Origin of the sequence: Dyadobacter sp. 32 (assembly GCF_902506755.1) — a bacterium.
Taxonomy (GTDB): Bacteria; Bacteroidota; Bacteroidia; order Cytophagales; family Spirosomataceae; genus Dyadobacter.
In genome coordinates this window covers 3,950,157-3,976,943 of sequence record NZ_LR735258.1, presented here as the reverse complement: position 1 = coordinate 3,976,943, position 26,787 = coordinate 3,950,157, and the positions used below count along the sequence as shown (strand labels likewise).

Genomic DNA, 26,787 nt, shown 5'->3' with positions numbered 1-26,787 from the left:
CCATTGTTCAGTCAGAAAGCAAGTTTGAGTGGATGGGGTGACCTAGAAACTAAATTTTTAGAATTTCTAAAAATATTTTATTTTTACTAAATAATAATTGTGGTTGTAATTGCCTATAAAATTGTTCGTGACTTTGCCAGCAAGTATCCCGGATCGAGATCAGCTTTGGAGAAATGGTTTTTAGAAACAGAAAAGGCAAATTGGAAGTCATTTGCAGATGTCAAGGCCACTTTTTCAGCAACAGACTATGTTGGAAACGAGCGATTCATTTTTGACATTGGCGGGAATAATTACCGATTAATAGCGTCGATACACTTTAATATAAGGACGGTGTATATAAAGTTTATAGGTACACACAAGGAATACGACCGGATTGACCCATTGAACGTAAAATACAAAAAGTAAAAAACATGAGAGATGTAGCTGATTTTATTATAAAAAGTGAGATTGAATATGACGATGTTATGGGGGAAATTGAGGAGCTCATGGAAAAAGGCGAATCGAATCTCACTGTCCTGGAAGCAGACAGGGTAAGGAATATGGCACTTGCGGCCCAAAATTTTGAGCGCAAACATTACAGAACAGCAATGCCGGAAACATTGCCTGAAATGATTTCTCTTAAAATGTATGAGATGCGTCTAAATCAAACCGAACTTGCGAAAGAACTCGGTGTAAGCGACACAAAACTGTCAATGATTATGCACGGACGGCAACAGCCGGATGTTAAATTTATAAAGGCAGTTCACACCAAGCTCAATGTTTCGGCAGATTTTTTACTAAAGCATATTTAGTCGGTGGCCGACCCCCTCGCTTTAGTCCCTACTAATGGAGCAACCACCTCCAAAAGCGATCCTGAGTCCATATTGCAAATGCTAAAATGAGTTGCAGTTCACATGGTTTTGTGAAGTGACAAAACTCGGCGTAACTTGTAATCGTGTTTAACCCCTTCGTGGTCGCAGGCCTGTAAATTGGATTAGCCTCCTCACTGTTGAGAGAGGGTAAAATCCAAGGTTAAGACAACTACTATTTTCGAAAACCTCATGTTATGTTAAAAAATAGAACCAATCAAGGAGTCCTGCTAAGTGTGGCCCTGTTTATGCTGGTTTTGGCCACTGGCTGGCAATTCTCATCGAGGGAGGAAAAGGCATCCAAGCCCAATATTGTCCTGATCAATCTCGATGACCTGGGTTATGGCGATGTGGGCGCTTATGGTGCCACAGCACTGAAAACACCGAACATGGATCGGATTGCACGGGGCGGCATTCGTTTTACCAATGGTTATGCTACCTCATCAACCTGTACACCAAGCCGGTTTGCGCTGGTCACGGGGGTGTATCCGTGGCGTAACAAGGATGCTAAAATATTGCCGGGAACTGCACCTTTGCTGATTGATACAGCGCAGCAGACGATCGCAAAAATGTTGAAAAAAGCGGGTTACGCAACAGGCATTGTTGGGAAATGGCATCTGGGCCTGGGGGCTGGGAATACGGATTGGAACAAAAGGATCACACCCGGCACCAACGAACTTGGTTTTGATTATTCCTACATTCTGGCAGCCACGCAGGACCGCGTACCGACGGTATACATCGAAAATAATCATGTCGTGGGGCTCGATCCCAACGATCCCATTCAGGTGAGTTATGATCAGAATTTTCCGGGAGAACCCACCGGAAAGGATAACTCAGAACTGTTGAAGATGAAATGGCACCACGGGCACGACCAGAGTATTGTGAATGGAATTTCACGTATTGGCTACATGAAAGGCGGACAAAAAGCCAGATGGGTCGATGAAGACATGGCGGATGTGTTCCTGGCCAAAGCGCAGCGATTTATTTCAGATCATAAAGCAAAACCTTTCTTTCTGTACTATGCGATGCAACAACCCCATGTGCCACGTACACCAAACCCGCGTTTCAAAGGCAGCACCGGTATGGGGCCACGGGGTGACGCCATAGCCGAAGCCGACTGGTGTCTGGGTGAGTTGCTGCAGACGCTGGAAACGGAAGGACTTTTGGAAAAGACACTGATCATTTTCACCAGCGACAACGGCCCCGTGGTGAATGATGGCTACTATGATGATGCCGTTGAAAAGCTGGGAAAACACACGCCTGCGGGCTCGCTACGGGGGGGAAAGTACAGCCTTTTTGAAGCTGGCGTGCGTGTACCATTCATCACCTATTGGAAAGGCACGATCAAACCTGCGGTTTCGGAGGCAGTCGTGTGCCAGTTGGACCTGCTGAGTTCTCTGGCTCATTTGGTGGGCGAAAAGGTAACCGGGCTCGATAGTGAGAATCACCTCGACGTATTTTTAGGCAAAAGTAAAAAGGGCAGGCAGGAACTGATCCTCGAAGCGAGCTCACGCACGGCGCTTCGCCAGGGCGACTGGGTACTCATTCCGCCTTACAATGGCCCCGCAGTGAACAAAACGGTGAATATTGAACTGGGTAATTCAAAGGAATATCAATTGTACAATTTGAAAACAGACCTAGCACAGCGTAACAACCTGGCAGCTTCCCAACCTGAAAAACTCAAACAACTGATCACCCGCTACGGACAGCTCCTGAAGCAAAAACCGGAGGCAGAAATGAGAACCATTAAACTTGAGTAAATGGTGTGGCAGAGCACATCAAAACAATCACCTGAGTATTATACTTTCAGGTGATTGTTAATGCCTGATATTTCAGAGCGAAATGAAGATAGGAGCTACATTTTCTTCAGATTTGCAAATTGCCCTATCACTGTGAGGTTGTATTTGCCCCCCGGACTGTTCAATGCTGAACCTCCGGCAGGCTTGATTAAAAGTCGGTATTTACCTTTTGGCAATTCTTTGCTTACATGAAATACGGAATTATTAGAAAAAGCGACCTGACTGATATACGTTCCTACTGCATTCTGCAACTCAATATGGACCTTGGTGTCGGCGGAAGACAGTTCTATATCTAATGGTGAATTGTTTTCAGAGGTAATTTCCAGGCTGTAGGTATGTCCGATATCCCCGATCTTTCCGGCACTCCAGGTATCCGTCTTGGTTTCCGAATTAGAAGGTACGCGTTTTATGTTTTGAACTTTGCCGAAAATATTTAAGCTGTAGTTACCAACACTTGCCCTTTTGTAGCTTCCTACCATAACGGTGTAAATACCCTTTTTGGCCAATTTGAGTATATACTCATACCGGTTGGCACTTTGTGAAGTAACTAAAGCTCCCAAAGCATCATAAAGAAACAGCAAAACTTCTGTATCTGCCGATTGAAGCTCAATATCCACACTAGTGTTGTCATCGTTAATTTCAAACGTGTAAAAATGATTTTTAAAGGTTTTATCGAGACCGCCTCCGCCCGAGGGGCCCCAGTTTTGCGTTTCTGAGCGCAGGGTTTGAAATGGTATCGGCACCAGCCCCGCTTTGGTTCCGGCAACCTTTAACGAAAATTTGCCAATAGCCCGGCGTTCTGCCGTTACTACCACACGGTAGACGCCCGGTCTTTTAGCCGTATAGGGGCCACCTACCTGCCTGCCCGTTGCGCTTGTTTCAATGCGATCGCCAAGGTCGTCGAACAAGGCATAGCGAACATCGATGTCCGCTGAGGTAAGTTCTACAACGAGTATTTGGTTGGCATCGGTTACCTCAAAGTTATACTGGAAGTTTTTGAATGAACTAAAATTATCAAAACCTCCTCCGGTGGATGCGGCCGTCCATTCACCAGTTGCCATACCCTCTTTGAGTGCCGTTTTGATCGCAGCGTCCTGATCCTGAACGCAGCCTGCCAAAAGAGTTATGAGCAGAAAAAATGTAATATGCTTTTTCATCGATATTAAGTTTAAATGTAGCTTACCAATTCATTTGATTATCCGTTAATTGTTCAAAAAACCCGGTAGATTACCCCTCTCACAATCTCCTTTTCGAGCCAGTTGGGGGCTCGTCCATAAGATCGCCGGGAACTTACTTCCCAGGATCCTTCTTTGGCACCCGATACAAGTCGGGTATTGTCCGGGTTCACCAATCCTGGTGTCCATACAACTTCAAATGTCTTGCCGGGACTCACAAACTGATAGCCAGGGAATGGAATGAAGCTATCCTGCTCAGGCAAAGAGATAATTTTGAGTTCTTCGTATCTTTTGTTTGGGTCCCATACGGTGGCTACAAACTCGTCACCTTCATAAACGAACTTGTAGCCGGTGGCAGGAATCCACAATCCCTCGCCGGTATCCGACCATGCCTGAAAATCGGGATGAAGTAACCCGGGTGTCCATACGGTACTCAGATCTTTTGATTGGTCGATGAATTTATAACCGGGCAAAGGCTCCCATATACCTTGGCTGGCAGTGGTTTGTGCGTTGAATTCGGAGTGTGGTGTCCCGGCTTCCCAGGCCGTTTCGAGATTCTCGGCGAAAAACCGACGCTCTGTGGTCTTTGAGTCGTTCCACAGATAGCCAGGTTCCGGTTTAGCCATGAAGAGTCCGGCAAGGGTGATTCTGGATTTAAGCCCGATAAAAAGATGCCAGGTGATGGTGAGCATCAGAAGTATTCCCAAACCCTTTTTAATATCAGGGCGGATCCGAAGCTGAAATGATTTCATTGTCAGAAGGAGATTTGAGTGACTTGGTACCATTAAAATTTGAAAGCAATTCCTACCCGGGAAGAAGAAAGTCCTGTATAACCTAGCTCTGCAAAGGCAGCCACTTTGGGCACAAAATAAAATTTTCCTCCAACGAAATAATTTGCAAACAGCCCGCTTCGGTAATCATAACCGTATCCGTAGCTGCGGTCATTCCAGCGGAAACTTTTGTAACCAAGGCCCACACCTGCGTAGAGATCGACCTTACTGGTCCGGATACGCAATAGTCGGTTGAAATGGTAGGATCCCCTCACCCCTAGGTAGTAGGCTTTATATCCCCAACGGGAGCTGTTGTAATAATAATCGTTATACCGCCCCGAATTGTAGTCAAGCTGCGCGCCAACCGAAATATCCCGATGCACGCCACCCTCAAATGATACGCCAATAGGCGTTCCGTAATAATAGGAAGATAATCCGAGCCCGACATTTAAGAGCTTGTCGTTTCGGCTAAAGCCAGGCCCATAGACTGGCTGAGGCTTGGATATTGGTTTCGAGGCAGCTGTGTTATTTTTCGCGTTGTATTGTCCGGTTGGCGAAGTAGCTGTCTTGGTTGGGGTGCTGGTGGTTGGTGTGGTGCCGGGTGGGCGTGTCGTTGGTGCGGGCTTGGAGGTGGAGGTTTGTCCACTCGTTGGTGATACTGCCGGTTTCGATACGGGTTTTGAAACTCCCTTTTGCGTGGATCCCGAACTTGTCTTCGCTGCCGACGGAGTCGATTTTTTTACACCGGCGGCGGGCTTAGTGGCGGGCTTTGCGGCCGCCTGCTTTGCGGAGCCTGGCTTGGAGGGTACCGGCTTTGTCTGAGCCGTAGCGGGTTCGGCCATAAAGCTGTAGATTAGAAATAAGAGTGTGTACAGTGAAGAGGTTGATTTAAGAAAATGTGTTTTCATCGTTGAATTGGGATAATTCCTGTTTTAGAAAAGGGTTATGTTTCGAACTCTGGAACTCATTGTTTTACAAATTCCAGCGTCGTTGAACGAGAGTCGTCCGGGCATTTTGTCCAGAAGAAGGCTTTTAGTTTTTCGCCAGAGCGCTCGCCATGTCCAGAAATCTTGCAGGGCGGATTGCCGCTTGCAGGTACCGTGTAGTCGATCTCAAACTTATTTTTGCTGGTTACCTGGTTGTAATCCAGTTCACCTGCTACCTGGTATGCTCCGTTGTCACTGTCAAGTTGCGGCCATACGGTTCGATCAATCTTGATTTTGAGCAGGTTGTCATCAATTTTGCTAATTTCCCAGGTCGCCTGTGTACGGTAATCGGCGACTCTTGTAACACCACTTTTCCAGGTGCCAATGAAGTTCCCAGTCAGATCTGCCCCAGGGCCATCGCCCGAGCACGAACAAATGATTACGGCCAAAAGAAACGCAAATGCGTGGTTTCTGTAAGTTTTAGAGGAGGGACGTTGAAGTTGATTTTCCATGATTGAGTTTCTTGTGAGTACGGTGTGTAAAATCCTTAGTTGACTATTGACGTGTAATCTCTTGCGTTACAGGATGAGGGTGTTCCACTCCAAGTGGTAGTGATTTCCACCAATCATTCATAATTTCGACGGTTATATCATGGTTAATGGCTAATTCACAGATGGTCTGAGCACTGCTAGCATTTATGCCGGTGCAGTCGTTTTCCATGTCCGGGCAATGCGATTCCACAAACCAGGATGTGGCTTATATTCCGAATACTAAAACATGATTACCCAAAAAAATAAGAGACGCTTTTTCATAAAATGAGGAATATAATGTTTCAATTTTTAGTCCTTAGGATAGGTAATCTCACGAATAGGTCATCTTTGTACAGCCGTCCAATCAGTATTTCATCGTCACCTACAAAAACCATATTTCCCTGCACGGCAATTACATGGTGGATGTTAATAATGTGTTTTCTGGAAACACGCAAAAAAACTGTCGGATTTAGCTGAGGCTCCACATTGCCCAGGTTCGTGGATATCCGGTATTTCTTTCCAGCCGGATTGGTGACCAAATCTACCCAACCTCCTTCGGCCTGGAAATAAAGGATGTCCTGATAAAGTACCTTTTCGTAACGTTGCTCTTTCCCAGAAATAAAAATACTTTCGGAGAGTAATTGGGAATCTTTCATTCTTAATTGCCAGATAATTTTGTTTCGTTAAACCGTTTTCTTCAATGTTCTTTGGAAAGCGTTTTTGAAAACCACGGGAAATAAGAAAATAAAAACCCTTGTAATGGAATAAAACAAACCAATGAGTTCTTTGTCTTGACGAAACCAAGACTATTTCCAACGAAGTTCTGAGTTGGCTTTAATACCGCTCTATCCATTTGAAGTTTTGTTTTTTGATTGCTATCTTGTCAAACAACTGTTGACTTATATCCTTGTTCTGCTTCCTTTCCTCTGTATCGTAACCGCTCATCCATATGTTACCTTCATTAAAATCTTTTTTGAATTTTTTTTTATTTTTCCGATGGAGGCTAGCCTTTTTGAGGATTATCGCCCTGATCGGAGCGCTTTTCTGCTACTTGGAGGTTCATGCTCAATCGCCTGAATTCGTTAACTTCTTGGACAGCAGTAGCTACTACATGGTTAACAAATACGATATGCCTAAGGCAATTGGTTTTGCGGAAAAGGCTCAGGAGGTTGCTCTAAGAATTTATGGAGAAAATAACTTGTGGTATGCAGCCTCCTATATGTTGTTGGCTAAGTGTTACTTTTTTTCCAAGGACTTCAAAAAGGCGGTGAGTCTTGGAGAACAGAGTGCCGAGCGGTTGAAAAAAATGGTAGAGAAAGAAAGTACCGATACACTTTTATATCATTATTCTAGTATTCTTTGGGATTTAGCACAAATTTACAGCGATTCAAAAATGCTGACCAAGGCTGAAAATTCCTGCCTCGAGTGCATGCGGATTAATCCCGCTCCTGAGTCGGGCAAGACAACACCTTTTACACTGTACAGCTATCTGACCTGTCAAACAAAACTTGCAGATTTATATTTTGTAAATGGGAAAAAAAGGGCAAGCATTCCTGTGTATGAGGCAAATATAAAGTTGTTGAAGCAGGAATATAAAAATAATCCGAAGGAGCAGCAACAAACGGGGGAAGCTATATGTGCGGCATTGAACAACCTGGGTTTTGTGCATAACGATATGGGTAATGAATATCTGGCAGAACTTACCCTGAGAGAAGCTGTTTATTTTGGAGAAAAGGCATTGCCGTTGAGCATGGAAGCATATAACAGTGCTCTCGTGAACCTTGCCACGACACTGACCACTTTAAACCAGTTTAAAGAAGCGCAAGTTTACTTTAACAAAGCTGTGACCATCAACAGCCAACTGAATCAGGAGGTTAAGTTGGCGATGCTAAAATCAAATATGGCGGCTCTTTTAAAGAACTTGACGTCTACCGAGCGAAAGGAATTGAGATTACAGTCTCTGGATTTGTTCAGAAAAACAAGATCGACAGCTAATCTGAGGGCCGTGCTAGAGGGACTGGTGGAGGATTGTATCAACCTTGGAGAATTGGAGGACGCTGGCAGGTACCTCAGCGAGGCAGACACCCTTGATTATCCGGCTCATAGCCAACTTTCCGATGGAAATATTGTGGAGCTACGTAGCATGTTAGCACTGGCTCAAAACAAACCGCTGGCAGCGCTTAGGCTCAACGAATTAGCAATATCCAAGTATCCGGAGCACGCCAAAGACCTCCCAAAGGTATGGTTTCACAAAGCTGTAATCCTGACCCGGTTGAAGAAAATAGAAGAGGCGCAATCAGCCTGGCGAAAAATTCAATCAGAGCTCAATAGAGAAATAGAAACAACCCTTCCTTATCTGAGTGAATACCAACGCGAGCAATACACTGATAACTATGACAACTACAGGGAGCAGTACTTGTCGTTCATATGCTCCAACAAACAACCAGAATCAGAGAATGGCGTTGTCTATAATTTACTGTTGAACGCAAAGGGAGCACTACTCGAGAGGGAACGTCGAATCCGCCGTGAGATTGGGAACACGGCGGATACTACCCTGTTAAAAAAACAGACGCAGTACCTGAATAACAGAAAGGCCCTTGCGAAGTATCATCAATCAGGGCGACTCATCTCCAGGACAAGCATGGATAGTCTTGAAACAGAGACCGAAATACTTGAAAAAGAGATTTCGAGAAGTTTACCGGCGAGCCAGTATCGGGTGTATCAATGGCCTCAGGTTCAGGCTGCCTTAAAACCCGGAGAAGCTGCGATTGAAATGGTGAGGTTCAGGCTTTGGGACGAAAAACAAAAGAAAGAAAAGCTTTATGGAGAATGGCGCGATTCGGTTTACTACGGGGCTTTGATATTGCTTCCCAACTCCAAAGCCCCCCAACTTGTGTTACTGCCTAATGGCCGGGCGCTTGAAGGAAAACATTTGCAAGCCTACCGCATCGACATGGAGCGCCGCACTTACGAAACTGATAGTTACCAGGCCTTTTGGGGGCCTATTGGTAAAGTCTTGGGAAATATCAAAACGATTCATTTTTCCCCAGATGGCGTATATCATCAGATTAGTTTGAACACGTTGCGCAACCAAGCAACCGGACTGTTTCTCAGTGAAGAGATGAACATACGCCTGGTGGGAAGTACAAGGGCCCTTGCTGATACGGCCAAAAGCATAGTTGGTCCTCTTACTGTGGCTCTATTTGGCTATCCGGATTATCAATTGGCGAGCAACCTCGTAAACACTGATTCCATAGCAAACCTTGATTTTCTTAACGGACCGGCCCTGATGCGGGGTGGCATGAACTTTACTCCCCTGCTTGGGACAAAGAAGGAGGTTGAATCGATTCACAAAACGGCTCTTGCCAACGGGTGGAGTTCACAAGTATTCATCGAGCAGGAAGCATCAGAAGGAAGGATTAAACGCCTACGAAACACGACGGTGTTGCATATTGCTACACATGGTTACTTTTTAAAAGACACGTCGCAAACGCTTCTTACCAAACGGGCATTGTTCAATTCCGGCTTGGTACTGGCCGGTGCGCTCGATAGTACCCGATACCATAATTTACAAGCTGAGGATGGCTTACTTACGGCCTATGAAGCAGCGGATTTGCATTTGGACGGAACCCAACTTGTAACTCTGAGCGCCTGTGAAACGGGACTAGGGCTTATACGAAACGGGAACGGAGTATTTGGATTGCAGAGGGCATTTCTTGCCGCTGGCGCAAAATCGGTATTGATGAGCCTATGGCGGGTGAATGATCTGGTGTCCAAAGAATTGATGGAGAAATTTTATGGATATTGGCTGGGCGGAATGAGTAAACAATCCGCATTGATGAAAGCACAAGCTGAGATTAGAAATACTTCCGAAACCCTTAGTCATCCTTACTACTGGGGTGGATTTGTACTCACAGAGCAATGACGAGGATCCATAAGCTTTTCTTTTTTTTACAGTTTTTGATTATCCACGCGGTATGTGGACAAAACTTGCCTGTTACTTCTTACAAGTACCGAATAACGTCATCCGTTGTTAACCAGGTTTCTCTGGCATTCAGCGATCTGCGCCAGGCGCCTAAACTAATAATGCCTGGCGGTAAATCCAACCAGATTGCTAGACTTACGCTTGAACCCGAAATTCAGCTGATCGTCGACGAGAAGCTTTATGATCTATGCCGTGAGATCGGCAAGGATTCTCTTTCTGCACTGGCATTCATTATTAGTCATGAACTTACCCATTTTTTCTACCGTCACCAGCACCCATTTGGATTTGCTATGCCACAAAATTCGCTAATGTTACGAAATAGAGAGCTGGAAAAGGAGGCCGATCTGTATGGACTGATAAATGCTTTTGCAGCGGGTTATCAATCATTTGCCGTAGCCAGTCGAATCTTAGACAAAATATACCAAACTTATCAGTTGCCGGATTCCCTGCAGGGTTACCCAACCAGAAAGGAGCGGCTTCATTCCATTGTGTCATATACCAAACAAGCGCGTCAACTCGCATTTACTCATGAAGTGGGTAAATTTCTCTATTTTAAACGTGACTTTGCCTCGGCTGAACACTGTTTTTCGAATTTAGCCAGCCAGATTCCTTCTGCGGAATTTTTGAATAATCTTGGCTTGGCTAAGTTACAACAAGCGCTAGCCCAAGGTTGGTCCATCATCCCGGCAATGCCCTTTAAGTTGCCGGTTGAACTGGATGCCGAGAGTCGGCTTATGGGAATTGACCGACGAGATCCAAAGGATGAAAACAAAACCGAGTCACAGGCGCAAATGGAATCTGCCGTCAAAAATTTCGAAAAAGCCATTTCCATCAACAAGTCTTACCAACCAGCCTACCTCAACCTGGCGACCACGTTGCTTTTGTTGGGTAAGAATGGGACTGCTGGTGAAATGCTCGATCAGCTAAGGAAAAACGTCACACCATTCTCCACTGACGCACATTTGTTAGCGGGAATTGCATTTGCCCGAAAGAAGGAGTACGTGCTGGCAAAGGCTGAATTGGGCCTTGCCGGCGGTGCGTATGAAATAGAATTCAACAGAAAAGTCCTGTCGTTAATCAGTAGCGGGGGGGAAGACGCTGAAATGAACCAACAGATTCAAAAATTAGTAATGACGTCTCAGGTGCCTCTGGCACCAGTACAATTGGTAGATGAAAAGAGCCTTGGTGCAGTGACATTACCCTTGACAGGGTCATTTCTCGTCGATCATCAGGTCTTTTTGCCAAAACCTGATCTGGTACACTTCCAGCACAGTCAAATAAACGGATTACACACTTATAAAATCTTACTAAAGGAAGGTACCTACCAAATGATTCAGGGTAATAGTCAACACAAAGGCCTTTTAACCAGCAGAGGGATTAAAGCCGGAGATGGCGTACATAAACTAACATCCCAATATGGCGCTCCTAACAGAATCGTGCAGCTTGCGGAGGGACAGGAAGTATATTGTTACGATAAAGGAAAAATTTACTTCAAAGTACAGGAGGGTGAAGTTCAAAATTGGCTGATCTATCAGAAAATTGCTGGTGCTGACTAAAGTTTTTTGAGCGCGTGCCTACCCTCCAAACCGTTAATGATCTTGTACCTTTTACTGCGGCCATTCAGTATATAATGGTCTCTTGTTCGGTCGTATATCAGCTGCCAACTCTGTTGCCACTCTGATTTTGGTAAGTAAATTTTTAGTGTATCCTTAAATTCATATTGCCGTGATGTGCCCGGCAAGAATACAACAGTGAGGTCATTTGTTGGTTTTTCGTTTTTTCCAAATCCGAGGCTGGAATCGTCTGTTTCAAACAACGGCAATTCCCGAATTTGCTGATCGAGAGCTATTTTGGGAGTTGTTTTTACCGCAATGCTGTCTATTTCTTGTTGGGAGGCAATCCGGTGCAAGCTATCCGTTTCCACATTTTTTCCTTTAAGCGACACCGTTTTGTTAACCTTAGATAAAATCAGGCTTCTTGATAACTGGAAGCCAAGAATCAAAATCACCAACGATGCAGCGGCTATAAACCAGCCTCGTTTCCAAATGGAGTTAAACTTCACCGGATCAGGCTGTTTTTCCGATTCGGAGCGGAGTTGTTTAAATTTATGCTTTAATTCACTCTGACTTTTTAGTCGGAGCTGGGCTGCCAGCGTTCTTCGAAACTCAAATGTCTCTTCGAATACAGAATCAGTCGCCATCCACTGATCAAAAAGAGCCTGCTCCTCTTTGGTTGCAGTGCCTATTAAGACCTTTTCGATTACATTATTTTGGTCCTCGCTAGTCATTTTTCTTCTTTCCTCAACTGCTCAATGATCTTTTTCAATTCCCTTTCACACTCCTTCACCTTCCTTCGGATATAGCTTTCGTTCATGTTGAGATTGTGTGCTACTTCTTTCAGGATCATCCCTTCCCAATATTGAAGGTGGAAAATTCGGCCGCAAACGGTTTCTCTGATCATTTGTAAAGCTTGCGCCAAAATTGGGTCTTCCTCATCGGTATCGTGATAGAAGGTCTGAAAATTAAAGGCTGATTTGCTCCATCCCAAACCATTAATTTCCGTTTCATCAAGGTTTTCGGTTGATCTCTGCCAATCTTCCAGATTAACCCAGCCCCTTGACATTTTGTTTTGAGATTTTCTTAGAGCGTCAATACTCTTATTTTTAGCTATTACATACAGGAAAGTGGAGAGTAATCCCTCTGCGATAAAGGTTTGTTTTTTTTGGTGTAAAACGATCATGGCATCCCCAAACATTTCCTCTGCCAGCTCTGATGAAATTCCCAAATTTTTCACTAGCCTTGCCTCTACCTTTGAGAAGTTTTGTAAATAAATTTCATCAAATGCCTGGTCATCTCCGTTCTGCCATCGTTCTATAAGTAGTCGGTCTTTTTGCCAGGAGTCCTCAGGCATCATCATTGTCAAGTATTTTTCTTTCGATGATAATACAAAAAAACAAGTCTTTCTCTTTTATCATCGTATTAATTCTGAAAATGTTACTTCTCACAGCATTTACTCATGCCTGAAGTATCCATCAAAAGGCACGATGTTTGATCAGCCAGAAAATATGTTGCAGACCAGGACGGTTCACGAATGAAATACTTCAGTAAAGCCGGGAATTAACTCTTTCTTGTAAATCTCCGTGCATCCCATCATAACAATCCTGCTGCGATACGCTAAGTTCGAAGTTGCAAAACATTCGTAACCAGTTAAATGTCTAAAACGGGGCGATCAATATTTGGTCAGACTACCTTTTCGGTGTGTGTCATCTCATCGGGCTGAACCAACAACCCTTCCTCCATCCTAATCACCCTTTGAATAAGCCCTTCGGCAATTTTCTCGTGATAGGTATCAAAAGGCAGGATGGGTTCCCGGACCTTCGACGTGCTGTAAATCCCCTGCCGACACAACAGACGCTTGTAAAAGTGTATGGAAATATCCAGATGCTGATTGGAAAATGCGAGAACAGGTAGTAGCTCGTGGAAGAGCAATTCGGCACGTGCATAATCCCCTGCTTTAAAAGTATTGTAAATAGCGGTGTATATGAAATGCATGCCCGTGGGCATGAAAGCGTGAACACCTCTTTGCAAAGCCTCGATCATTTGAGTAACAGCCCATCCGCCGCTCAGATGCAGTCTGCCATCTGTCAGTTCAAGCAGCCTGCTGTATTTGATACCGGCAGGAACGGTTTCTATTTTGAGGCAGCGGAAAGCTTCCACTTCGTTAAAAAGATCCAGGATCAGGGCGTCGGGTAACCCATATCCAGATGCATCCCAGTCCTGAAGCATCATTACTTCAGGTCCAAGAGCTGCGACTTCCGAAAATTGTTTTCTGAAAATGTCCTCATTTTCAAATGGAATCTGTAACAGCACATGCCGGCATCCAAGTTCCAGATAACGCGATACGATTTTCATGCGTTTGGCGTGGTCGGTCTCACCAGCACCAGCAAATACAGGCACCTTACCCTCAGCTTCTTCCAGTGCAATCTGCACCATTTTTAGTCGTTCGTCCAGGCTCAGTTTATATACCTCCGAGGCCATGGCAGGTACAAGGAAGCCAGCCACTTTTGCGCGCATGGCCATGCGCACGTGAAGCCGAAGTGCATGCTCCTCCAATTTCCCGTCTGAATCAAATGGGGTGTTTAAAACCGTAATAATTCCCCTCACCGGAAGCAGTTCTTTCATAAGCTGGGTAAAGTCTTTATGGTTCAATACGCGCTGTTTAGAATGAAAGACTATCCGGGTCGCTTTTATTGATTGTAAGCCATTACGGTTTTTCGAAAGCCTTCTCAGCAAAGTTCAGATATTGTGCCCAGTCGAACCGGGTCATGGTGTGTCCTCCTTTACGCATGTGATAGCCGATTTTATCTGCGCCTATGGGTTGATCAGGACCGGGAGGTTCGGGGCTTGTTAATCCTTGGTAGTCGTAAAGCGCATAGACCGGCGAGGCATGATAAGCCGAAAGATATTCTCCTTTCGGATCGGCCCACCAGTCTTCGGATGCACTGGCGACATATACAGGCCGGGGTGCGATGAGTGCAATCAGGCCATGGAAATCTATCGGAAGATCGTTTTCCCGGTTGGCGAAATTTTTGTAATTGCCACAAAACCAATGGGGGAAGGCATTGGTAATGATGGCGATGGTCTCCCCGAATTTCCTGCGCGTAAGGGCAGCTCCACCCTCACCGGAATTGTTGGAAACGACCATGGCGAAACGTGCATCCTGCGCACCTGCCCACAGTGCCGCTTTGCCCAGCCGGGAGTGGCCAATGACGGCGACCTGCCGGGCATTTACGTTTGTGTCGGTTTCCAGATAGTCCATTGCCCGGCTAAGACCCCACGCCCAGGCGCCAATGGCACCCCACTCATCCGGTTCGGGTTTCGTTTGTCCTTTTTTATAATAGAGGGTATGTACACTTTCGTCAAAGCTGTCGGCTCTGTCGGGCTGCAGGTCACCGCAGAAAATGGTTGCGAGGCCAAATCCCCGGGCCAGAATATCCTCCACCGCCCAGTCGCCAGCCTGGCTCCCGCGACTGGCCTCCGTAGCATGGTGGTCTACAACAGCCGGGGCTTTTCCGTCACGTACCCATCTTTTGGTGATCGATATGCCGGGATCCGCGTGAACGACCTGATTACCGGCAAAATTTAACCCTAAAAATAAAGGCACGGGGCCTTTAACAGACCTTGGAAAGTACAGGAGCATTTCCATGCTACGACCGCTATTTTTGCCAAAAAAGACCGTTATTTCTTTTCTTATGGCTTTGCCGCCAAGTGCGCTGCTGTCCACGCGGGTCACAACAAATCGAAGCGGGATTTTCTTGTCAGGGGTTTTGCCATACACGTTTTCTGAAAACAATTTCAGCAACTCCGCACGTCTTGTTTTTTCCCAATCCCTCCCAGCGTTTATCGTTTTGCCCGAATTTGTCGTAAGTAACTCGGGGAGTTTGTAAGGCGGCACCAGGCTTTCGTCGCGAATCGTTTTCTGCGTAAAACCATTCGTAGCGATGGAGAAAAAAAGCCATATGCCTATCCAATAATTCATTTGTCGGTAATTATTCTGATACTTTCAAAATCATATACGGTTGCACTTATACTCTTCTTACATACGCATTCCCCGGATCCTTCCTCTTGCGGACGTCCTTTTTTTGCATGGAACCGTACTATAGTCAGCAGAATAGCTTTGGTTTAAGGTAAAACAACCAGTTTAAAACCTTTTCTTTGCTATTCAAGCAAAACGAATCTCAAGCCCACAAATAATGAAGACGCTCACAGGAATATGGATGGCCGTTGTGCTGCTAGGATCCGTGGCATTTTACCAGCCATACATTGTTTCAAAGGATACGAGGTCAAACCTGAAAGAAGGTAAGTGGGAGGTTCTTTTTGATGGTAAAAACCTGGACAAATGGCGGAAAACGGCCGTCGATAGTGCACCTTCCAAGGGTTGGATCATTGAAAACGGAACCTTGTCTGCCACCAAAGGGCGCAAAGGCGGGGATATCATTACTCGAGAAAAATACAGCAGTTTTGAGCTCGAGTGCGAGTTTAACTTGACGAACGCTTCGAATAGCGGCATCAAATATCTTGTGAATGCGATCGAGAATGCTGCCACAAAAAAAATCTCAACCATGGGCATTGAGTATCAGATCATTGATGACAACAATTACCCGGAAGTAATGAAAGACCCCAATGGCCTGTCATCGACCGGGGCTGTTTACCTCATCTATGCGCCAAAAGGGAAGAAGCTCAATCCCCCGGGCCAGTGGAATAAAGTTAGTATCGTTGTGAAAGGCAAGCATACCGAGCACTGGCTCAATGGTGTAAAAGTGGCTGAATACGAAAGGGGAAGTGACGACTTTAACAAAAGGGTAGCCCTCACCAAATTTAAGGACTACCCGCAATATGCGAAATCCGACACGGGACACATTATGCTGACCGACCATGGCGATCAGGTTTTTTACAGGCAAATGAGGATACGGAAATTGTGAAAACGGCTTAACAGGATACTGGGGCAAACGTCAATTAAGTCATTACTTCTTCGTTTTAGCCTGTTTCTTGTAATATTTCTGTACAAATCCCACCCAGTCCTTTTCCGTATCCGGGATGCGTACGTCAGGCTTAAAACCAACATTGTCGATCCTGAAATCCCGTACCCAGCCGTTGCGGCCCCAGGGAAGTGCCAGACGGATAGATCCGTCGCATAGTTTAAAGGTCTGATCCGAGCCGTAATCCATCACCCCATGGGAGTTGGTGCCGAAAATGGTCACTTTTTTACTTTGTTTTCCTTCAAAAATGTAGAATTCGGTGGCACTTCCACAACCTTTATCAATCAGGAAAGCGACTTGCTGGGGATAGCCCTGAGGTAATGTTTCATATTCTCTTTTATGGTCTTCGCCACTTGACATCAATTTTCCCGGGTTATTTTTGAGCAATTCCAACAACTTTTTTGACCTCAGATACCACTCGGCGGTTGTGTCCTTCTGACCTTTAAGGTACTTTTCGTTGGTGGAAATGTATTCCGGGCTGGAGCGGTAGTCCCACGATGGGTAAATGATAGGGTTGGTATAAATTAGCTTAGCCATTTCGTCGGAGGTGCTGGCATTGCCCCCTCCGTTGCCGCGCAAGTCAAAAATGAGATAGGGGGTTTTGGCTAAAAGTGCGCGGTTGGCGGCAAACAGGCTATCGATCTTATCGACCTCCGTTTGATTAAATACTTCCAATTTGGCATAAAGAAAATCTTTATTAAGTTGTTTAAATTCAACAGGGTTGGTCGCTTTGGTACCTATACGTTCCAGTGAATCAATGTATTGCTGCCGCTCACTCTCCAGCCATATAAAGACGTGGCTGTCCTTGAAAAACGACACGTAAGACCGTAAAAGGATCTTGCAGGTACTTTCGTCTGAGGCAGCCAACGCTTTGTTCCGAAGGGTTTTCACCAGTGCTTCATATTCCGGTTTTGTTTTGTCGGACACTTTGTCGTCGAATCCGGCATAGATGCGGGTGGTCTTGTCAATGGCTTCCTCGAGCACTTTGGAGCATTCGCACGCGGTTGACGACAGGGCAGGTTGTCCGGCTGCGAAATGAGCAGAGGCACAACCAATCCCTAAAACGATTAACATAAAAATTCTTTTCATGGACTGACTAGTTGAAATGATCATTTTGATTTACAGATATAGGTTTATTACTTTAGGGCATTCTGCCAGACAGCCCGGCGACAAATCACCCAACTATGAACAGGAAGCTCCGTTGTGCCATCATTGAAGACGAACCGCTGGCGCAGGAACTTCTTGAAAAATACGTAAGCCGCGTATCTTCCCTGGAACTGATAGGTACATTTGATGATGCCATCATTGCTTTTGATGTGTTACCCGCTTTAAGCCCGGATGTTATTTTTCTGGATATTAATATGCCCGAAATGACGGGAATCGAATTTTTAAAAGCTTATCAGGTGCCACATCCTGCGGTGGTGATGACCACCGCTAACCCGCATCACGCACTGGATGGCTTTGACCTCGGGGTTACAGATTACCTGCTTAAGCCCATTACTTACGACCGGTTTCTGAAAGCAGTAGCCCGTGTTCGCGAAAAAGTGAACGTTACTGAGACCGGACCCTACCTGTCTGCCATTGAAAGCCGCAGTAAGGTTCACGAAGCAGCAACGGTCCCATCGGATTTTGTTTATTTCAAAACAGACAAAAAACTGGAGCAGGTGCGTTTTGATGACATTGTATATGCCGAAGCGCTCAGCGATTACATTAAAATACATCTTCCCGACCGCTTTTTCATCACCCTGCTGACCATGAAAAAACTGGAAGAAACCCTCCCGACAGATCGTTTTATCAGGATTCACCGCTCCCACATTATTCAGTTGCGTCATATCAAAATGATTGAAGGCAATACTGTTTTTACTTCGGATGGTCAGGAACTTATTATCGGTCCCAATTATCGTGAAGTGGTGAAAGAGGTTTTGAAAAAATGGCTTGTCAATTAGTTTTCGCTTCATCACAAGAGTTGGTAAGAATGATGTGACGAAGGTATTGCGGCAGGATCAGGTGCTGAAATGATTTCGATGAAAGTCCTTCGTTTTTCGATGAAACGGGCCGTTCAGGTTTGTCGGATAAAAGTTGACCTTCGTCGAAAAGATGATCATGCGTGTACGTAAAAAGGGTTACTTTGCGATCGGGGATAGGGCCTTGGGGTTAGGGCATGGGTTCATGTATTCGTCCTCCCTTTCCTCCATCTTCCTTTCTCCTAATTCAAAAAACCATGATAAAACTTGCTCTTCTTGCGGACGAATCGAAATATCATGGATGGGTGCGCGTGGGTTATCATGCCCTACTGATCCTGGGAATTCTATTGCTGATGGTCTCGGCCTATATTCCGTGGTTTCTTTATCCGGCTGTGCCGCTTGACTATTCTTTTGCCACGTATGCCGGCCCCATCCTGCGGGATTGGCTTTGTGTGGTACTTCAATACTATATTCTGGTCTTCCTGTTTTCCCGGTACGCGCGTCGGCCATCGTATCTGATACCCGGTCTTGCCGTTTACTATTTTGTTCTTTTTACCTGCTATTACTACTCCTCCTACGTGGTCAGGCACTATTTCGGTCTACCTGATGATTACACAGGATCCATCAATCATTTTGAAAATATGCCTTACTGGAAGGCGCTTTTCCACCCGGCCACCTTCTATCACCTGATGTTTATCATTGAACGGGCATTCTATCCTCTGGCGGTAAAACTTTTGATCGAAGTTTACAGAAGACAGCTAAGAAATGCTAAACTCGAGCAACAGTTCACACGGCTGGAACTTGATTTTCTCAAAAGTCAGATCAATCCGCATTTTCTGTTTAACGTGCTCAACAGTATCTATGCATTGACAGAAGAAGAAAGCCCGCGTGCGGCGCGGATCGTGCAACAATTGTCGGGCATGATGCGGTATTCCCTGTACGACACCACGGAGGCAGTGGTTCCATTAGCAAAAGAGCTTGCCTTTATTCGCAACTATGTGGAGCTGGAGCAGCTTAGGACAGCTAAACGGTTGACCCTTGTAACCCGTTTTCCTGATTCGGCAGATGAATCCCTTTTGATTGCGCCCTTTGTATTGATTACGTTCGTTGAGAATGCTTTTAAGCACGGGGTGCAGAGCACCACGAAGAAATCCTGGGTGGAATTGGTGATTCTAGTGGAAGGGAATGCACTGACACTATCTGTAAAAAATACGAAACCTGTTAAACCAGAACTGCTCACCGGAGGCATTGGGCTCGATAATGTAAAAAGGAGATTGGCCGTGCTGTATCCAGGGCATCAGTTGAACATCATCAATACGGAGATGCAATTTAGTGTTGAACTGAAATTGATACTGTCCGGGAGCGATCTTGTAAAAATGGATAATGTTGGGTTGTTAAGCAATGATTTCTAATTCAGATTGAATCGTTGCTGGGTTTAAAATATAATTTGTTTGAGAAAAGAGTAATGCTGATTGTTGAGCCTCAGGATCATAAAATCAAATATCTCCCAACGGATCCTTTTATATGCAGGCCATGCATGATCCCGCATTTCGCCGTAAAGATCATCACTTCGCCGCTTCCCTCAGCTCGAGATACCTTTTCCTCATTTCTGCCAATTTTTTATCAAATGCCGCCTCCTTGGCCAGGTTGGCCGTTTCGTGCCGATCGCGGGAAGTATCATAAAGCTCCTCATAGCCGTGTTCGATGTATTTCATGTATTTGAAATCCTGTGATACCACACCTTCAACCTTTGGTAGGCGGGGGCTTCCCATGAAGGTATGTTCATAGAAAAAGTCATTTCGTCCCCTTTTATTTTTGGCGAGCATTTTGATCAGGTCCTGGCCCTGCATGGACTCCGGAATCTTTACACCCGCCAGTGATAGAATGGTAGGAGCGATGTCGATATTCAAGGCGATCTTGTCGGATTTGATGCCCTTTACTTTTTTGGCCAGGGGCTTCCCGGAAATGATCATGGGCACTCGGATCGATTCTTCAAATCCGAACCACTTGCCTTCCAGCCCATGTTCGCCAAGCGAAAATCCGTTATCTCCCATAAAGATGATGATGGTATTGTCGTCGATATTCAGCTCGCGCAATTGTGCCTGGATGTTGCCCACGACTTCGTCTACGCCGGTGATAAGGCGGTAGTAATCTTTAGTGGTTTCCCGCCGAAGCTCAGGTGTTGACAGTAAAGGAACCCACCTTTCACGACCAATGTTTTTCTCGGTTCTGAAAAAATCGGGGAAGCTTTCCCAATATTTGGGGTCAGCGGTTACGGGATCGGGGATGTTAGCATTTTTGTAAAGATCCTTAAATCTTTCCTGAACCGGATATTTGGGTGGATTACCATCCAGTTCATGTGGAGCCTTAAAGCTAACAGAAAGACAAAACGGCTCTTTGTGCGCAAACTGATTGAGGAATGTCCTGATGTCGGTATTTACGCTATCCGTATGATGCACGATTTTTCCGCTTTTGTTGACCAGCTCGTATTGAGGTTGCCCTTCTTTGGGGCTTGACCAGTAATCGAACAATGAGTCCGGCTGGTTTTTAACATCAATCCCCAGTTTTCCTATGAATCCGATCCTGTAGCCTGCATTCTTCAATAAAATGGGATACGTTTTTGACAATGCATCAGCTGAAAAATCTGTGGAAAAGTCGTTAATCTTGTGCCTGGATTCATATTGGCCACTCATGATACTGGCACGGCTCACACAGCAGATGGAGGTGGTGACATACGCCTTTCGGAAAAGTACACCAGAGTTCGCAAGTGCATCCAGGTTAGGCGTTTGAATTACCTTATTGCCCATCACACCCAAGGCATCCCAGCGATGATCATCCGTAAGCAGGAAGATGATATTTGGCTTGTCGGCTTTGGGCTTATCTTTTTCCTTTACGGGTCGGGATGAAACCCAAGCCGAGAGAATCGGTAGTATCAGAAGAATTCCGATTGCCCAGTAACTTTTGAAAAAACTGAAAACGGGCTTTTGCATCATTTGAAATGTTAAGTCTGAAGAATTGATCGTCGGAATCTACTTCCCTAATCCTGTATAATAGGATTGTGGTCTGAGGCTATCCCTGTTGTCGTAATTGTAATTCCACAACTTCATGTAGGCATCAGCGGGCAGGAACTGGTCGTTGGTTTCTTTCAGTTTTTTCAGAAGTGTGGCTTCCAATTGTTGCTGAATGTCTTTGCATTCTGGCTTGTTGATCAGATTTTTCTCCTGATAAGGATCCGTTTTGTTGTCGTACAAAAGCCAGGGGCCATTTAGCTTTCGGGCATATGTATATCGTTCTGTTCGGACGCCCCGGTACTCCCTACCGCCGTTGGAAAAATTGTATTCATGAAAAGGGACGGGCAGCATGATCAGTGCTGCGTCAATTGGGTATTTTTCTGGACTCAATATGCCCTTTGAAACGTCTTCCCCGTCGACCGAACCCGGGATTTTGATGCCGGATAAACCAAGCAACGTTGGGAGGATATCCGGGGTGCCGAAAGGTTTGTTCACAGCGATTTGTTTTTTACCCAGTTTTCCCGGGTATCTGATCAGCATCGGTACCAGGATGGACTCGTCCCATGGCCGTTGTTTGCGAAACACGCCACGGGTGAGCAGCATATCTCCATGATCGGAAGTGAAGACGACGATGGTATTTTCAGCGATTCCCTGCTCGTCCAGTGTCTTCATTAATTTACCCATCGCGTCGTCCAATGCCGTACAATGCGCATAATATTGTGCAAGGATCTTCCTGGCACTGTCCTGCATTTCTTTCGGAACATTCGGGCGAACCTTCAATTTTGCCCGGTCGTACATTTTTTGATATTTCTCAGGAGCAGTTTCATAAGGATTATGCGGTGGGCCCCAGGATAGAACCAGTAAAAAAGGATCTTTCGATTTTTTGATAAAACCAATAGCACTATCAGTCTGAGGAAATGCATCATAGCCTTCCCAGGTTAGTTTTCGGTCATTTTCATCAAAGTAAAAGGAGTTGTTGTAGTCGTGTGTCACCTCACGCACCTTCCAGTAGTCAAATCCCTGGCGTCGGTTGCGGGGCACAGGTTTGTCCCGGGCACTGAATGCTCCCTCTCCATTTTTATGTCCATTCACATGCCACTTGCCGATATAGCCGGTACGATAGCCATTTTCCTTGAATATTTCGCCCATGGTCAGCGCTTCGTTCGCCAGCGGTTTGTCGTTGTAGAACAGCCCATGCTTTAGCGGGTACTGACCCGTAAGCAAAGATCCGCGGTAGGGCGTGCAGACCGGCATGGTGGATACTGCCGTTTTAAAAACGGCGCTCTGACTGGCCAGGCGGTCAATATTTGGTGTCTTTACATCCGTATTTCCGGCATATCCCACCGCCTCGGCACGCCATTGGTCGGCAAGAATAAAAATCACATTTGGCTTGATGGCCTTGTCGGTCTTTGATGGCTGAATACAGTAAACCAGAGCAAAAGCTACTAATAATAATCCAGAGATCTGAAGGGCTTTTTTCATCTTATAAATATAAGTTTTTGATTCTCTGATGGTCAGCCAAAAATTAAGGTGTGAGCCTTACGATACCACACTAATAGGTTCACCTCTTTCAAAGGCTTTCAGATTATCCGCTACCATTTGTAGCAGCCGTTTCCTTGCCTCGAACGATGCCCACGCAATATGGGGCGTAATAATGCAGTTGGGGGCAGATAAAAGCGGGTTAGTCGCAGCCGGGGGTTCAGATGAAAGCACATCCAGACCAGCTCCGGCGATAACATTTTTTTTCAATGCTTCGGCCAGATCTTCCTCATTGATCAGTGGGCCGCGTCCCGTATTTAAGAGTAAGGCATTGGATTTCATCCACGAAAGTCGGTCCCGGTTGATGAGTTCCCTGGTTTCGTCCGTTAACGGGCAATGCAGACTGATCACATCACTTTTCCTGAAAACATCTTCAAGGGAAACCATTTCGATGCTCGAATCTTTGGTCTGCACAGGGTTCTTTCTGTAAGCAATTACATTCATATCGAATGCCTGGGCTATTCGTGCTACATGCGAACCAATATCTCCCAGGCCGATCAGCCCCATCGTTTTTCCTGCAAGCTCGGTCAAGGGGGTTTTCCAGTAGCAAAAGTCAGGTGATGCTACCCACTCTCCGTTGAATACACTTTGGCTATGAAGTTCAAGATGGTTGGTAATGGCAAGAAGTAATCCAAAGGTGTGCTGCGCCACAGATGCGGGGCCATATGCTTTTACATTGGTTACCGTGATACCTCTGGCTTTTGCCGTTGCCACATCGACATTGTTGTAGCCGGTAGCCATTACGCCCACATAGCGAAGTTTGGGGAGGTGGGTTATTGTATTTTCGTTCAGGATCACTTTATTGACAAGAACGATATCGGCATCCTTTGCCCGCTCTACGATTTCATCCGAAGCCGAGCGGTCGTAAATGATCAATTCGCCCAGTGCTCGAAGGGGAGCCCAGTTCAGGTCGCCAGGATTCAATGTATATCCGTCGAGTATAACGATTTTCATGTTGTTGTTTAGTCAAATATTCGAATAAAGCCCAGCACCAGTTTTGTTATGTTGAAACTGAGTCTGCACTTATTATACCGGTATGTTACTATTAAGACCAGTGTCGCAAAACCATGTTGGCTTACCTGAGTGACTGAGGTTTGCTATGGGTATGAATTAAGTGCTTGATATGTAATGTATTGTATGCTCAATTTTGAAATTGCATAGATTCAATTTTCAATTTACATAAGTTCAATTTTGAAATTACATAAAAGTGCCTCCTGCTGGTGAGATGTAAGATGTGAGATGTAAAATGTGAGATGTATGTCACAGTTACCTCACGTGCATTTCACCTCTCACGTCTCACTTCTAGTTCTTCGGAGCACTTCCTATTTTTCCTGCACCGTCCAGTTGCATCGGGTTTGGTGCTTTTCTAAGCTGTTCCTGCTTGAAAAGCTGAAAACGGGTGGGTTTCGGAATTCGTGGGAATGAATTGTTCTCCGTGTCGATATCAGCGATCTGCGAATAGGGGTCGAGTGTCCACTGCACCACTTTTTTCTTGGTTGATACCATCCGGTTGATCTGCTGGTCGTTGAAGCGCCAGATTTCGGCCGGGAAAGTTGCCACCGAATCGGTGCCATCCTCAAAAACCATTTTCACGATCACGGGCATCACAAGGCCTCCTTTATTTTTTAGCGATAGCGTGTAAAAATTTGTATTGTTCTGCACCAGCTCGCGGTCGCTTTCCGACAGGCCGGCCAGGTAATCTTCATATCTTTTACGATCTGCCGGGGTTACTTTATAAGGGTCGTAGCGATTATAAAAGTCGGCCATGGTGGAATCCTGCCCCACAACGGTCTCCGCTTTTGTTGCCAGATCACGTTGCTTGCTGATCGTGGATTTTCGCGAAGCGTCCTCTTTTCGTGCCAGTTCCTTTTCTATTTCCGGATTCTGTGTATCGATACTGAACCAATCCACACTCACAATATCCTGGTCCACCGGCTGAACGCCATAAAACCACCCTTTCCAAAACCAGTCAAGGTCTACTCCGGAGGCATCCTCCATCGTTCTGAAAAAATCGGAAGGAGTAGGGCTTTTGAATTTCCAGCGATTGGCATACTCTTTAAAAGCATGGTCGAACAGTTCGCGTCCCATGATGGTTTCCCGTAAAATGTTCAGCGCAGTTGCCGGTTTGGCGTAGGCATTGGGGCCCAGGCCAATGATGTTTTCGGCCGAACTCATGATGGGCGAAAGCATGGAAGGGTCGGACGACATGTAGTCGGTGATCTGGTTGGGCTCCCCACGGCGGGTGGGATAGTTGTAATCCCATTCTTTTTCGGCCAGATACTGGCAAAAAGTGTTCAGTCCCTCATCCATCCAGGCCCACTGGCGTTCATCGGAATTCACGATCATCGGGAAAAAGTTGTGGCCCACTTCGTGAATGATCACACCAATCATGCCATATTTGGTTGCCTCTGAATACGTGCCGTCTTCCTCAGGTCGCCCGCCATTGAAGCTGATCATCGGGTATTCCATACCGCCACCTGCAACCGAATGGCAGGAGATGGCCACCGGATATGGATACTCGAAAGTGCGGTTTCCGTACGATTTCAACGTGTGTTCCACAGCGCGGGTAGAATACTGCTCCCACAGTGGATTACCCTCTTTGGGGTAGATGGACATGCACCAGATCTTTTTGCCATTTTTGTAAGGATCGGAGAGCATGGCATCCCAGATAAACTTGCGGCTGCTGGCGAAGGCAAAGTCGCGGACATTATCGGCCTTGTATATCCAGGTCTTCTTTCCCGGGTTTTTGTTCTCCCGTTTTTCGGCTTTTTCTGCTTCGGCCTGTGTAACGATGATTACCGGCGTTTTGGATGTTTCGGCCTGCTTCAAGCGCTGTTTTTGAGTGGCTGAAAGTACCTGTGCGTAGTTCTGACATTCGCCGCTCGCCGCCACTACGTGATCGGCCGGCACAGTGATGGCCACTTTATAGTTCCCAAATATCAACGCAAACTCTCCCTGTCCCAAAAACTGTTTGTGGTTCCATCCGTTAACGTCGTCGTACGGTGCCAGGCGTGGAAACCAGTGTGCGATAAAGTAATTGATATTTCCATCTTTTGGGAAAAACTCATAGCCGCTGCGCCCATAATATTCGGTGATGTTGAACGCCCAGTCGATACTGAAAACGAGATTAGTACCTGTTTTCATGGGTACGGGAAGGTCTATGCGCATCATCGTGTTGACGATTTTATAGGGCAATGCCTTTCCCGCCTTGTCTTTTACCGACCCTATCTCGTAGCCATAATTGATTTTAGGATCCAGCGTGGCTCCGCGGGCGTTATTCATTTCCTGTAAATCATCCACCTTCATTCCCTTCGGGTTGATGGTTCCGGTACGGGATGCGGCAGCCATTCCTCCCTTCTTGAAAAGATTCTGATCCAGCTGGAGCCAGATGTAACGAAGTTCGTCGGGTGAGTTATTGTAAAAAGTGATGGTCTCCGAGCCGGTTATTCGGCGTTTGTCATCGTCGAGCTCAGCCTTGATGTCATAGTCGGCGCGCTGCTGCCAGTAATCACGCCCTGGGGCGCCCGAGGCGGATCGGTAGGAGTTGGGCGTGGGTAACATGGAGCCTAATTGCTCAAAGGTGTCATTGGCCTTGTAGTTAGGTGACGGGGCCAGTTTTTGCGCGAAGCTGCTTGTGGCGGATATCAGGCAAAAAACAAAAAAAAGCTTATGTATTTTCATGATGTCAGTTTGTGAAGTACG

General features: G+C 45.9%; 22 protein-coding genes. 8 read left to right on the top strand and 14 right to left on the bottom strand.

From position 1 onward, the window contains the following. The first annotated feature begins 99 nt into the window (after positions 1-99). The 3 genes from DYADSP32_RS16085 to DYADSP32_RS16075 all read left to right on the top strand — a co-directional run bounded on the left by DYADSP32_RS16085 (position 100) and on the right by DYADSP32_RS16075 (position 2,608). Positions 100-405, top strand: a complete 306-nt coding sequence (locus DYADSP32_RS16085) for a type II toxin-antitoxin system HigB family toxin (protein ID WP_149241785.1) — start codon at positions 100-102, stop codon at positions 403-405. A 5-nt stretch (positions 406-410) separates the two neighbouring features. Then, on the top strand, positions 411-791 hold the full coding sequence (locus DYADSP32_RS16080) for a helix-turn-helix domain-containing protein (protein WP_149241786.1): 381 nt from the start codon (positions 411-413) through the stop codon (positions 789-791). Between the two features lie 254 nt (positions 792-1,045). Next, a complete protein-coding gene (locus tag DYADSP32_RS16075; protein WP_149241787.1) occupies positions 1,046-2,608 on the top strand; it encodes a sulfatase family protein in 1,563 nt (520 codons plus the stop codon). Positions 2,609-2,703: 95 nt separating this feature from the next. Here the strand turns inward: DYADSP32_RS16075 and DYADSP32_RS16070 are convergent, their stop codons facing one another. The 5 genes from DYADSP32_RS16070 to DYADSP32_RS16050 form a co-directional block, all read right to left on the bottom strand. Next, positions 2,704-3,804: a hypothetical protein gene (locus tag DYADSP32_RS16070; protein WP_149241788.1), complete on the bottom strand. Its 1,101-nt coding sequence runs from the start codon at positions 3,802-3,804 to the stop codon at positions 2,704-2,706. A 53-nt stretch (positions 3,805-3,857) separates the two neighbouring features. Continuing rightward, the gene (locus DYADSP32_RS16065) at positions 3,858-4,574 is read right to left on the bottom strand and encodes a hypothetical protein (RefSeq protein WP_149241789.1); all 717 of its coding nucleotides are present in this window, start codon (positions 4,572-4,574) and stop codon (positions 3,858-3,860) included. Positions 4,575-4,606: 32 nt separating this feature from the next. Continuing rightward, the gene (locus tag DYADSP32_RS16060; RefSeq protein WP_149241790.1) at positions 4,607-5,500 is read right to left on the bottom strand and encodes a porin family protein; all 894 of its coding nucleotides are present in this window, start codon (positions 5,498-5,500) and stop codon (positions 4,607-4,609) included. 56 nt (positions 5,501-5,556) lie between these two features. Continuing rightward, the gene (locus tag DYADSP32_RS16055) at positions 5,557-6,030 is read right to left on the bottom strand and encodes a hypothetical protein (RefSeq protein WP_149241791.1); all 474 of its coding nucleotides are present in this window, start codon (positions 6,028-6,030) and stop codon (positions 5,557-5,559) included. A gap of 320 nt (positions 6,031-6,350) precedes the next feature. Next, complete coding sequence (locus tag DYADSP32_RS16050; RefSeq protein WP_149241792.1) at positions 6,351-6,704, bottom strand: LytTR family DNA-binding domain-containing protein; 354 nt, start codon at positions 6,702-6,704, stop codon at positions 6,351-6,353. Positions 6,705-7,177: 473 nt separating this feature from the next. Between DYADSP32_RS16050 and DYADSP32_RS16045 the strand changes: the two genes are divergently transcribed. Together DYADSP32_RS16045 and DYADSP32_RS16040 are read left to right on the top strand one after the other, a co-directional pair. Continuing rightward, positions 7,178-9,973, top strand: a complete 2,796-nt coding sequence (locus DYADSP32_RS16045) for a CHAT domain-containing protein (protein WP_414617827.1) — start codon at positions 7,178-7,180, stop codon at positions 9,971-9,973. Between the two features lie 65 nt (positions 9,974-10,038). Beyond that, positions 10,039-11,589, top strand: coding sequence for a hypothetical protein (locus DYADSP32_RS16040; protein WP_414617826.1), 1,551 nt, complete (start codon positions 10,039-10,041; stop codon positions 11,587-11,589). Here DYADSP32_RS16040 and DYADSP32_RS16035 read toward each other — a convergent pair. From DYADSP32_RS16035 to DYADSP32_RS16020, 4 genes are all read right to left on the bottom strand, one after another. After that, positions 11,586-12,320: a hypothetical protein gene (locus tag DYADSP32_RS16035; RefSeq protein WP_149241795.1), complete on the bottom strand. Its 735-nt coding sequence runs from the start codon at positions 12,318-12,320 to the stop codon at positions 11,586-11,588. The genes DYADSP32_RS16040 and DYADSP32_RS16035 overlap by 4 nt on opposite strands. Continuing rightward, entirely contained in the window at positions 12,317-12,949 is a 633-nt protein-coding gene (locus tag DYADSP32_RS16030; RefSeq protein WP_149241796.1) for a sigma-70 family RNA polymerase sigma factor, read from the bottom strand. Before DYADSP32_RS16030 ends, DYADSP32_RS16035 begins: the two co-directional genes overlap by 4 nt. A 323-nt stretch (positions 12,950-13,272) precedes the next feature. Then, complete coding sequence (locus DYADSP32_RS16025; protein WP_414617825.1) at positions 13,273-14,241, bottom strand: dihydrodipicolinate synthase family protein; 969 nt, start codon at positions 14,239-14,241, stop codon at positions 13,273-13,275. A gap of 55 nt (positions 14,242-14,296) precedes the next feature. Further along, positions 14,297-15,571: an acetylxylan esterase gene (locus DYADSP32_RS16020; protein ID WP_414617824.1), complete on the bottom strand. Its 1,275-nt coding sequence runs from the start codon at positions 15,569-15,571 to the stop codon at positions 14,297-14,299. Positions 15,572-15,785: 214 nt separating this feature from the next. On the opposite strand from DYADSP32_RS16020, the gene DYADSP32_RS16015 reads away from it, so the two are divergent. Continuing rightward, positions 15,786-16,514 carry a DUF1080 domain-containing protein gene (locus DYADSP32_RS16015; protein ID WP_149241798.1) on the top strand — a complete coding sequence of 243 codons (729 nt, stop codon included), beginning with the start codon at positions 15,786-15,788 and terminating at the stop codon, positions 16,512-16,514. Between the two features lie 42 nt (positions 16,515-16,556). On the opposite strand, the gene DYADSP32_RS16010 is transcribed toward DYADSP32_RS16015, so the two are convergent. Continuing rightward, the gene (locus DYADSP32_RS16010) at positions 16,557-17,660 is read right to left on the bottom strand and encodes a S41 family peptidase (RefSeq protein ID WP_414617823.1); all 1,104 of its coding nucleotides are present in this window, start codon (positions 17,658-17,660) and stop codon (positions 16,557-16,559) included. Between the two features lie 95 nt (positions 17,661-17,755). Between DYADSP32_RS16010 and DYADSP32_RS16005 the strand changes: the two genes are divergently transcribed. Further along, the gene (locus DYADSP32_RS16005; RefSeq protein WP_149241800.1) at positions 17,756-18,517 is read left to right on the top strand and encodes a LytR/AlgR family response regulator transcription factor; all 762 of its coding nucleotides are present in this window, start codon (positions 17,756-17,758) and stop codon (positions 18,515-18,517) included. 275 nt (positions 18,518-18,792) lie between these two features. Then, complete coding sequence (locus tag DYADSP32_RS16000) at positions 18,793-19,947, top strand: sensor histidine kinase (RefSeq protein ID WP_414617822.1); 1,155 nt, start codon at positions 18,793-18,795, stop codon at positions 19,945-19,947. Positions 19,948-20,100: 153 nt separating this feature from the next. Here DYADSP32_RS16000 and DYADSP32_RS15995 read toward each other — a convergent pair whose 3' ends face one another. From DYADSP32_RS15995 to DYADSP32_RS15980, 4 genes are all read right to left on the bottom strand, one after another. Next, positions 20,101-21,528: a sulfatase gene (locus DYADSP32_RS15995; protein ID WP_149241802.1), complete on the bottom strand. Its 1,428-nt coding sequence runs from the start codon at positions 21,526-21,528 to the stop codon at positions 20,101-20,103. A gap of 36 nt (positions 21,529-21,564) precedes the next feature. Then, positions 21,565-23,028 (bottom strand): sulfatase, encoded by a 1,464-nt coding sequence (locus tag DYADSP32_RS15990; RefSeq protein ID WP_149241803.1) that lies wholly within the window; start codon positions 23,026-23,028, stop codon positions 21,565-21,567. Between the two features lie 57 nt (positions 23,029-23,085). Further along, entirely contained in the window at positions 23,086-24,039 is a 954-nt protein-coding gene (locus DYADSP32_RS15985) for a D-2-hydroxyacid dehydrogenase (RefSeq protein ID WP_149241804.1), read from the bottom strand. A gap of 348 nt (positions 24,040-24,387) precedes the next feature. Further along, a complete protein-coding gene (locus DYADSP32_RS15980) occupies positions 24,388-26,766 on the bottom strand; it encodes a M1 family metallopeptidase (RefSeq protein WP_149241805.1) in 2,379 nt (792 codons plus the stop codon). Between the last annotated feature and the right edge of the window lie 21 nt (positions 26,767-26,787).

What these genes read in the sequence shown, in the direction of transcription:
- DYADSP32_RS16060 (WP_149241790.1), bottom strand. Translation starts at nt 5,500, where the DNA reads ATGAAAACACATTTTCTTAAATCAACCTCTTCACTGTACACACTCTTA.
- DYADSP32_RS16005 (WP_149241800.1), top strand. Translation starts at nt 17,756, where the DNA reads ATGAACAGGAAGCTCCGTTGTGCCATCATTGAAGACGAACCGCTGGCG.
- DYADSP32_RS16075 (WP_149241787.1), top strand. Translation starts at nt 1,046, where the DNA reads ATGTTAAAAAATAGAACCAATCAAGGAGTCCTGCTAAGTGTGGCCCTG.
- DYADSP32_RS16065 (WP_149241789.1), bottom strand. Translation starts at nt 4,574, where the DNA reads ATGAAATCATTTCAGCTTCGGATCCGCCCTGATATTAAAAAGGGTTTG.
- DYADSP32_RS16055 (WP_149241791.1), bottom strand. Translation starts at nt 6,030, where the DNA reads ATGGAAAATCAACTTCAACGTCCCTCCTCTAAAACTTACAGAAACCAC.
- DYADSP32_RS15980 (WP_149241805.1), bottom strand. Translation starts at nt 26,766, where the DNA reads ATGAAAATACATAAGCTTTTTTTTGTTTTTTGCCTGATATCCGCCACA.
- DYADSP32_RS16045 (WP_414617827.1), top strand. Translation starts at nt 7,178, where the DNA reads ATGCCTAAGGCAATTGGTTTTGCGGAAAAGGCTCAGGAGGTTGCTCTA.
- DYADSP32_RS16070 (WP_149241788.1), bottom strand. Translation starts at nt 3,804, where the DNA reads ATGAAAAAGCATATTACATTTTTTCTGCTCATAACTCTTTTGGCAGGC.
- DYADSP32_RS16020 (WP_414617824.1), bottom strand. Translation starts at nt 15,571, where the DNA reads ATGAATTATTGGATAGGCATATGGCTTTTTTTCTCCATCGCTACGAAT.
- DYADSP32_RS16010 (WP_414617823.1), bottom strand. Translation starts at nt 17,660, where the DNA reads ATGAAAAGAATTTTTATGTTAATCGTTTTAGGGATTGGTTGTGCCTCT.
- DYADSP32_RS16015 (WP_149241798.1), top strand. Translation starts at nt 15,786, where the DNA reads ATGAAGACGCTCACAGGAATATGGATGGCCGTTGTGCTGCTAGGATCC.
- DYADSP32_RS16035 (WP_149241795.1), bottom strand. Translation starts at nt 12,320, where the DNA reads ATGACTAGCGAGGACCAAAATAATGTAATCGAAAAGGTCTTAATAGGC.
- DYADSP32_RS16030 (WP_149241796.1), bottom strand. Translation starts at nt 12,949, where the DNA reads ATGATGATGCCTGAGGACTCCTGGCAAAAAGACCGACTACTTATAGAA.
- DYADSP32_RS15995 (WP_149241802.1), bottom strand. Translation starts at nt 21,528, where the DNA reads ATGATGCAAAAGCCCGTTTTCAGTTTTTTCAAAAGTTACTGGGCAATC.
- DYADSP32_RS16050 (WP_149241792.1), bottom strand. Translation starts at nt 6,704, where the DNA reads ATGAAAGATTCCCAATTACTCTCCGAAAGTATTTTTATTTCTGGGAAA.
- DYADSP32_RS16000 (WP_414617822.1), top strand. Translation starts at nt 18,793, where the DNA reads ATGATAAAACTTGCTCTTCTTGCGGACGAATCGAAATATCATGGATGG.
- DYADSP32_RS16080 (WP_149241786.1), top strand. Translation starts at nt 411, where the DNA reads ATGAGAGATGTAGCTGATTTTATTATAAAAAGTGAGATTGAATATGAC.
- DYADSP32_RS15985 (WP_149241804.1), bottom strand. Translation starts at nt 24,039, where the DNA reads ATGAAAATCGTTATACTCGACGGATATACATTGAATCCTGGCGACCTG.
- DYADSP32_RS15990 (WP_149241803.1), bottom strand. Translation starts at nt 23,028, where the DNA reads ATGAAAAAAGCCCTTCAGATCTCTGGATTATTATTAGTAGCTTTTGCT.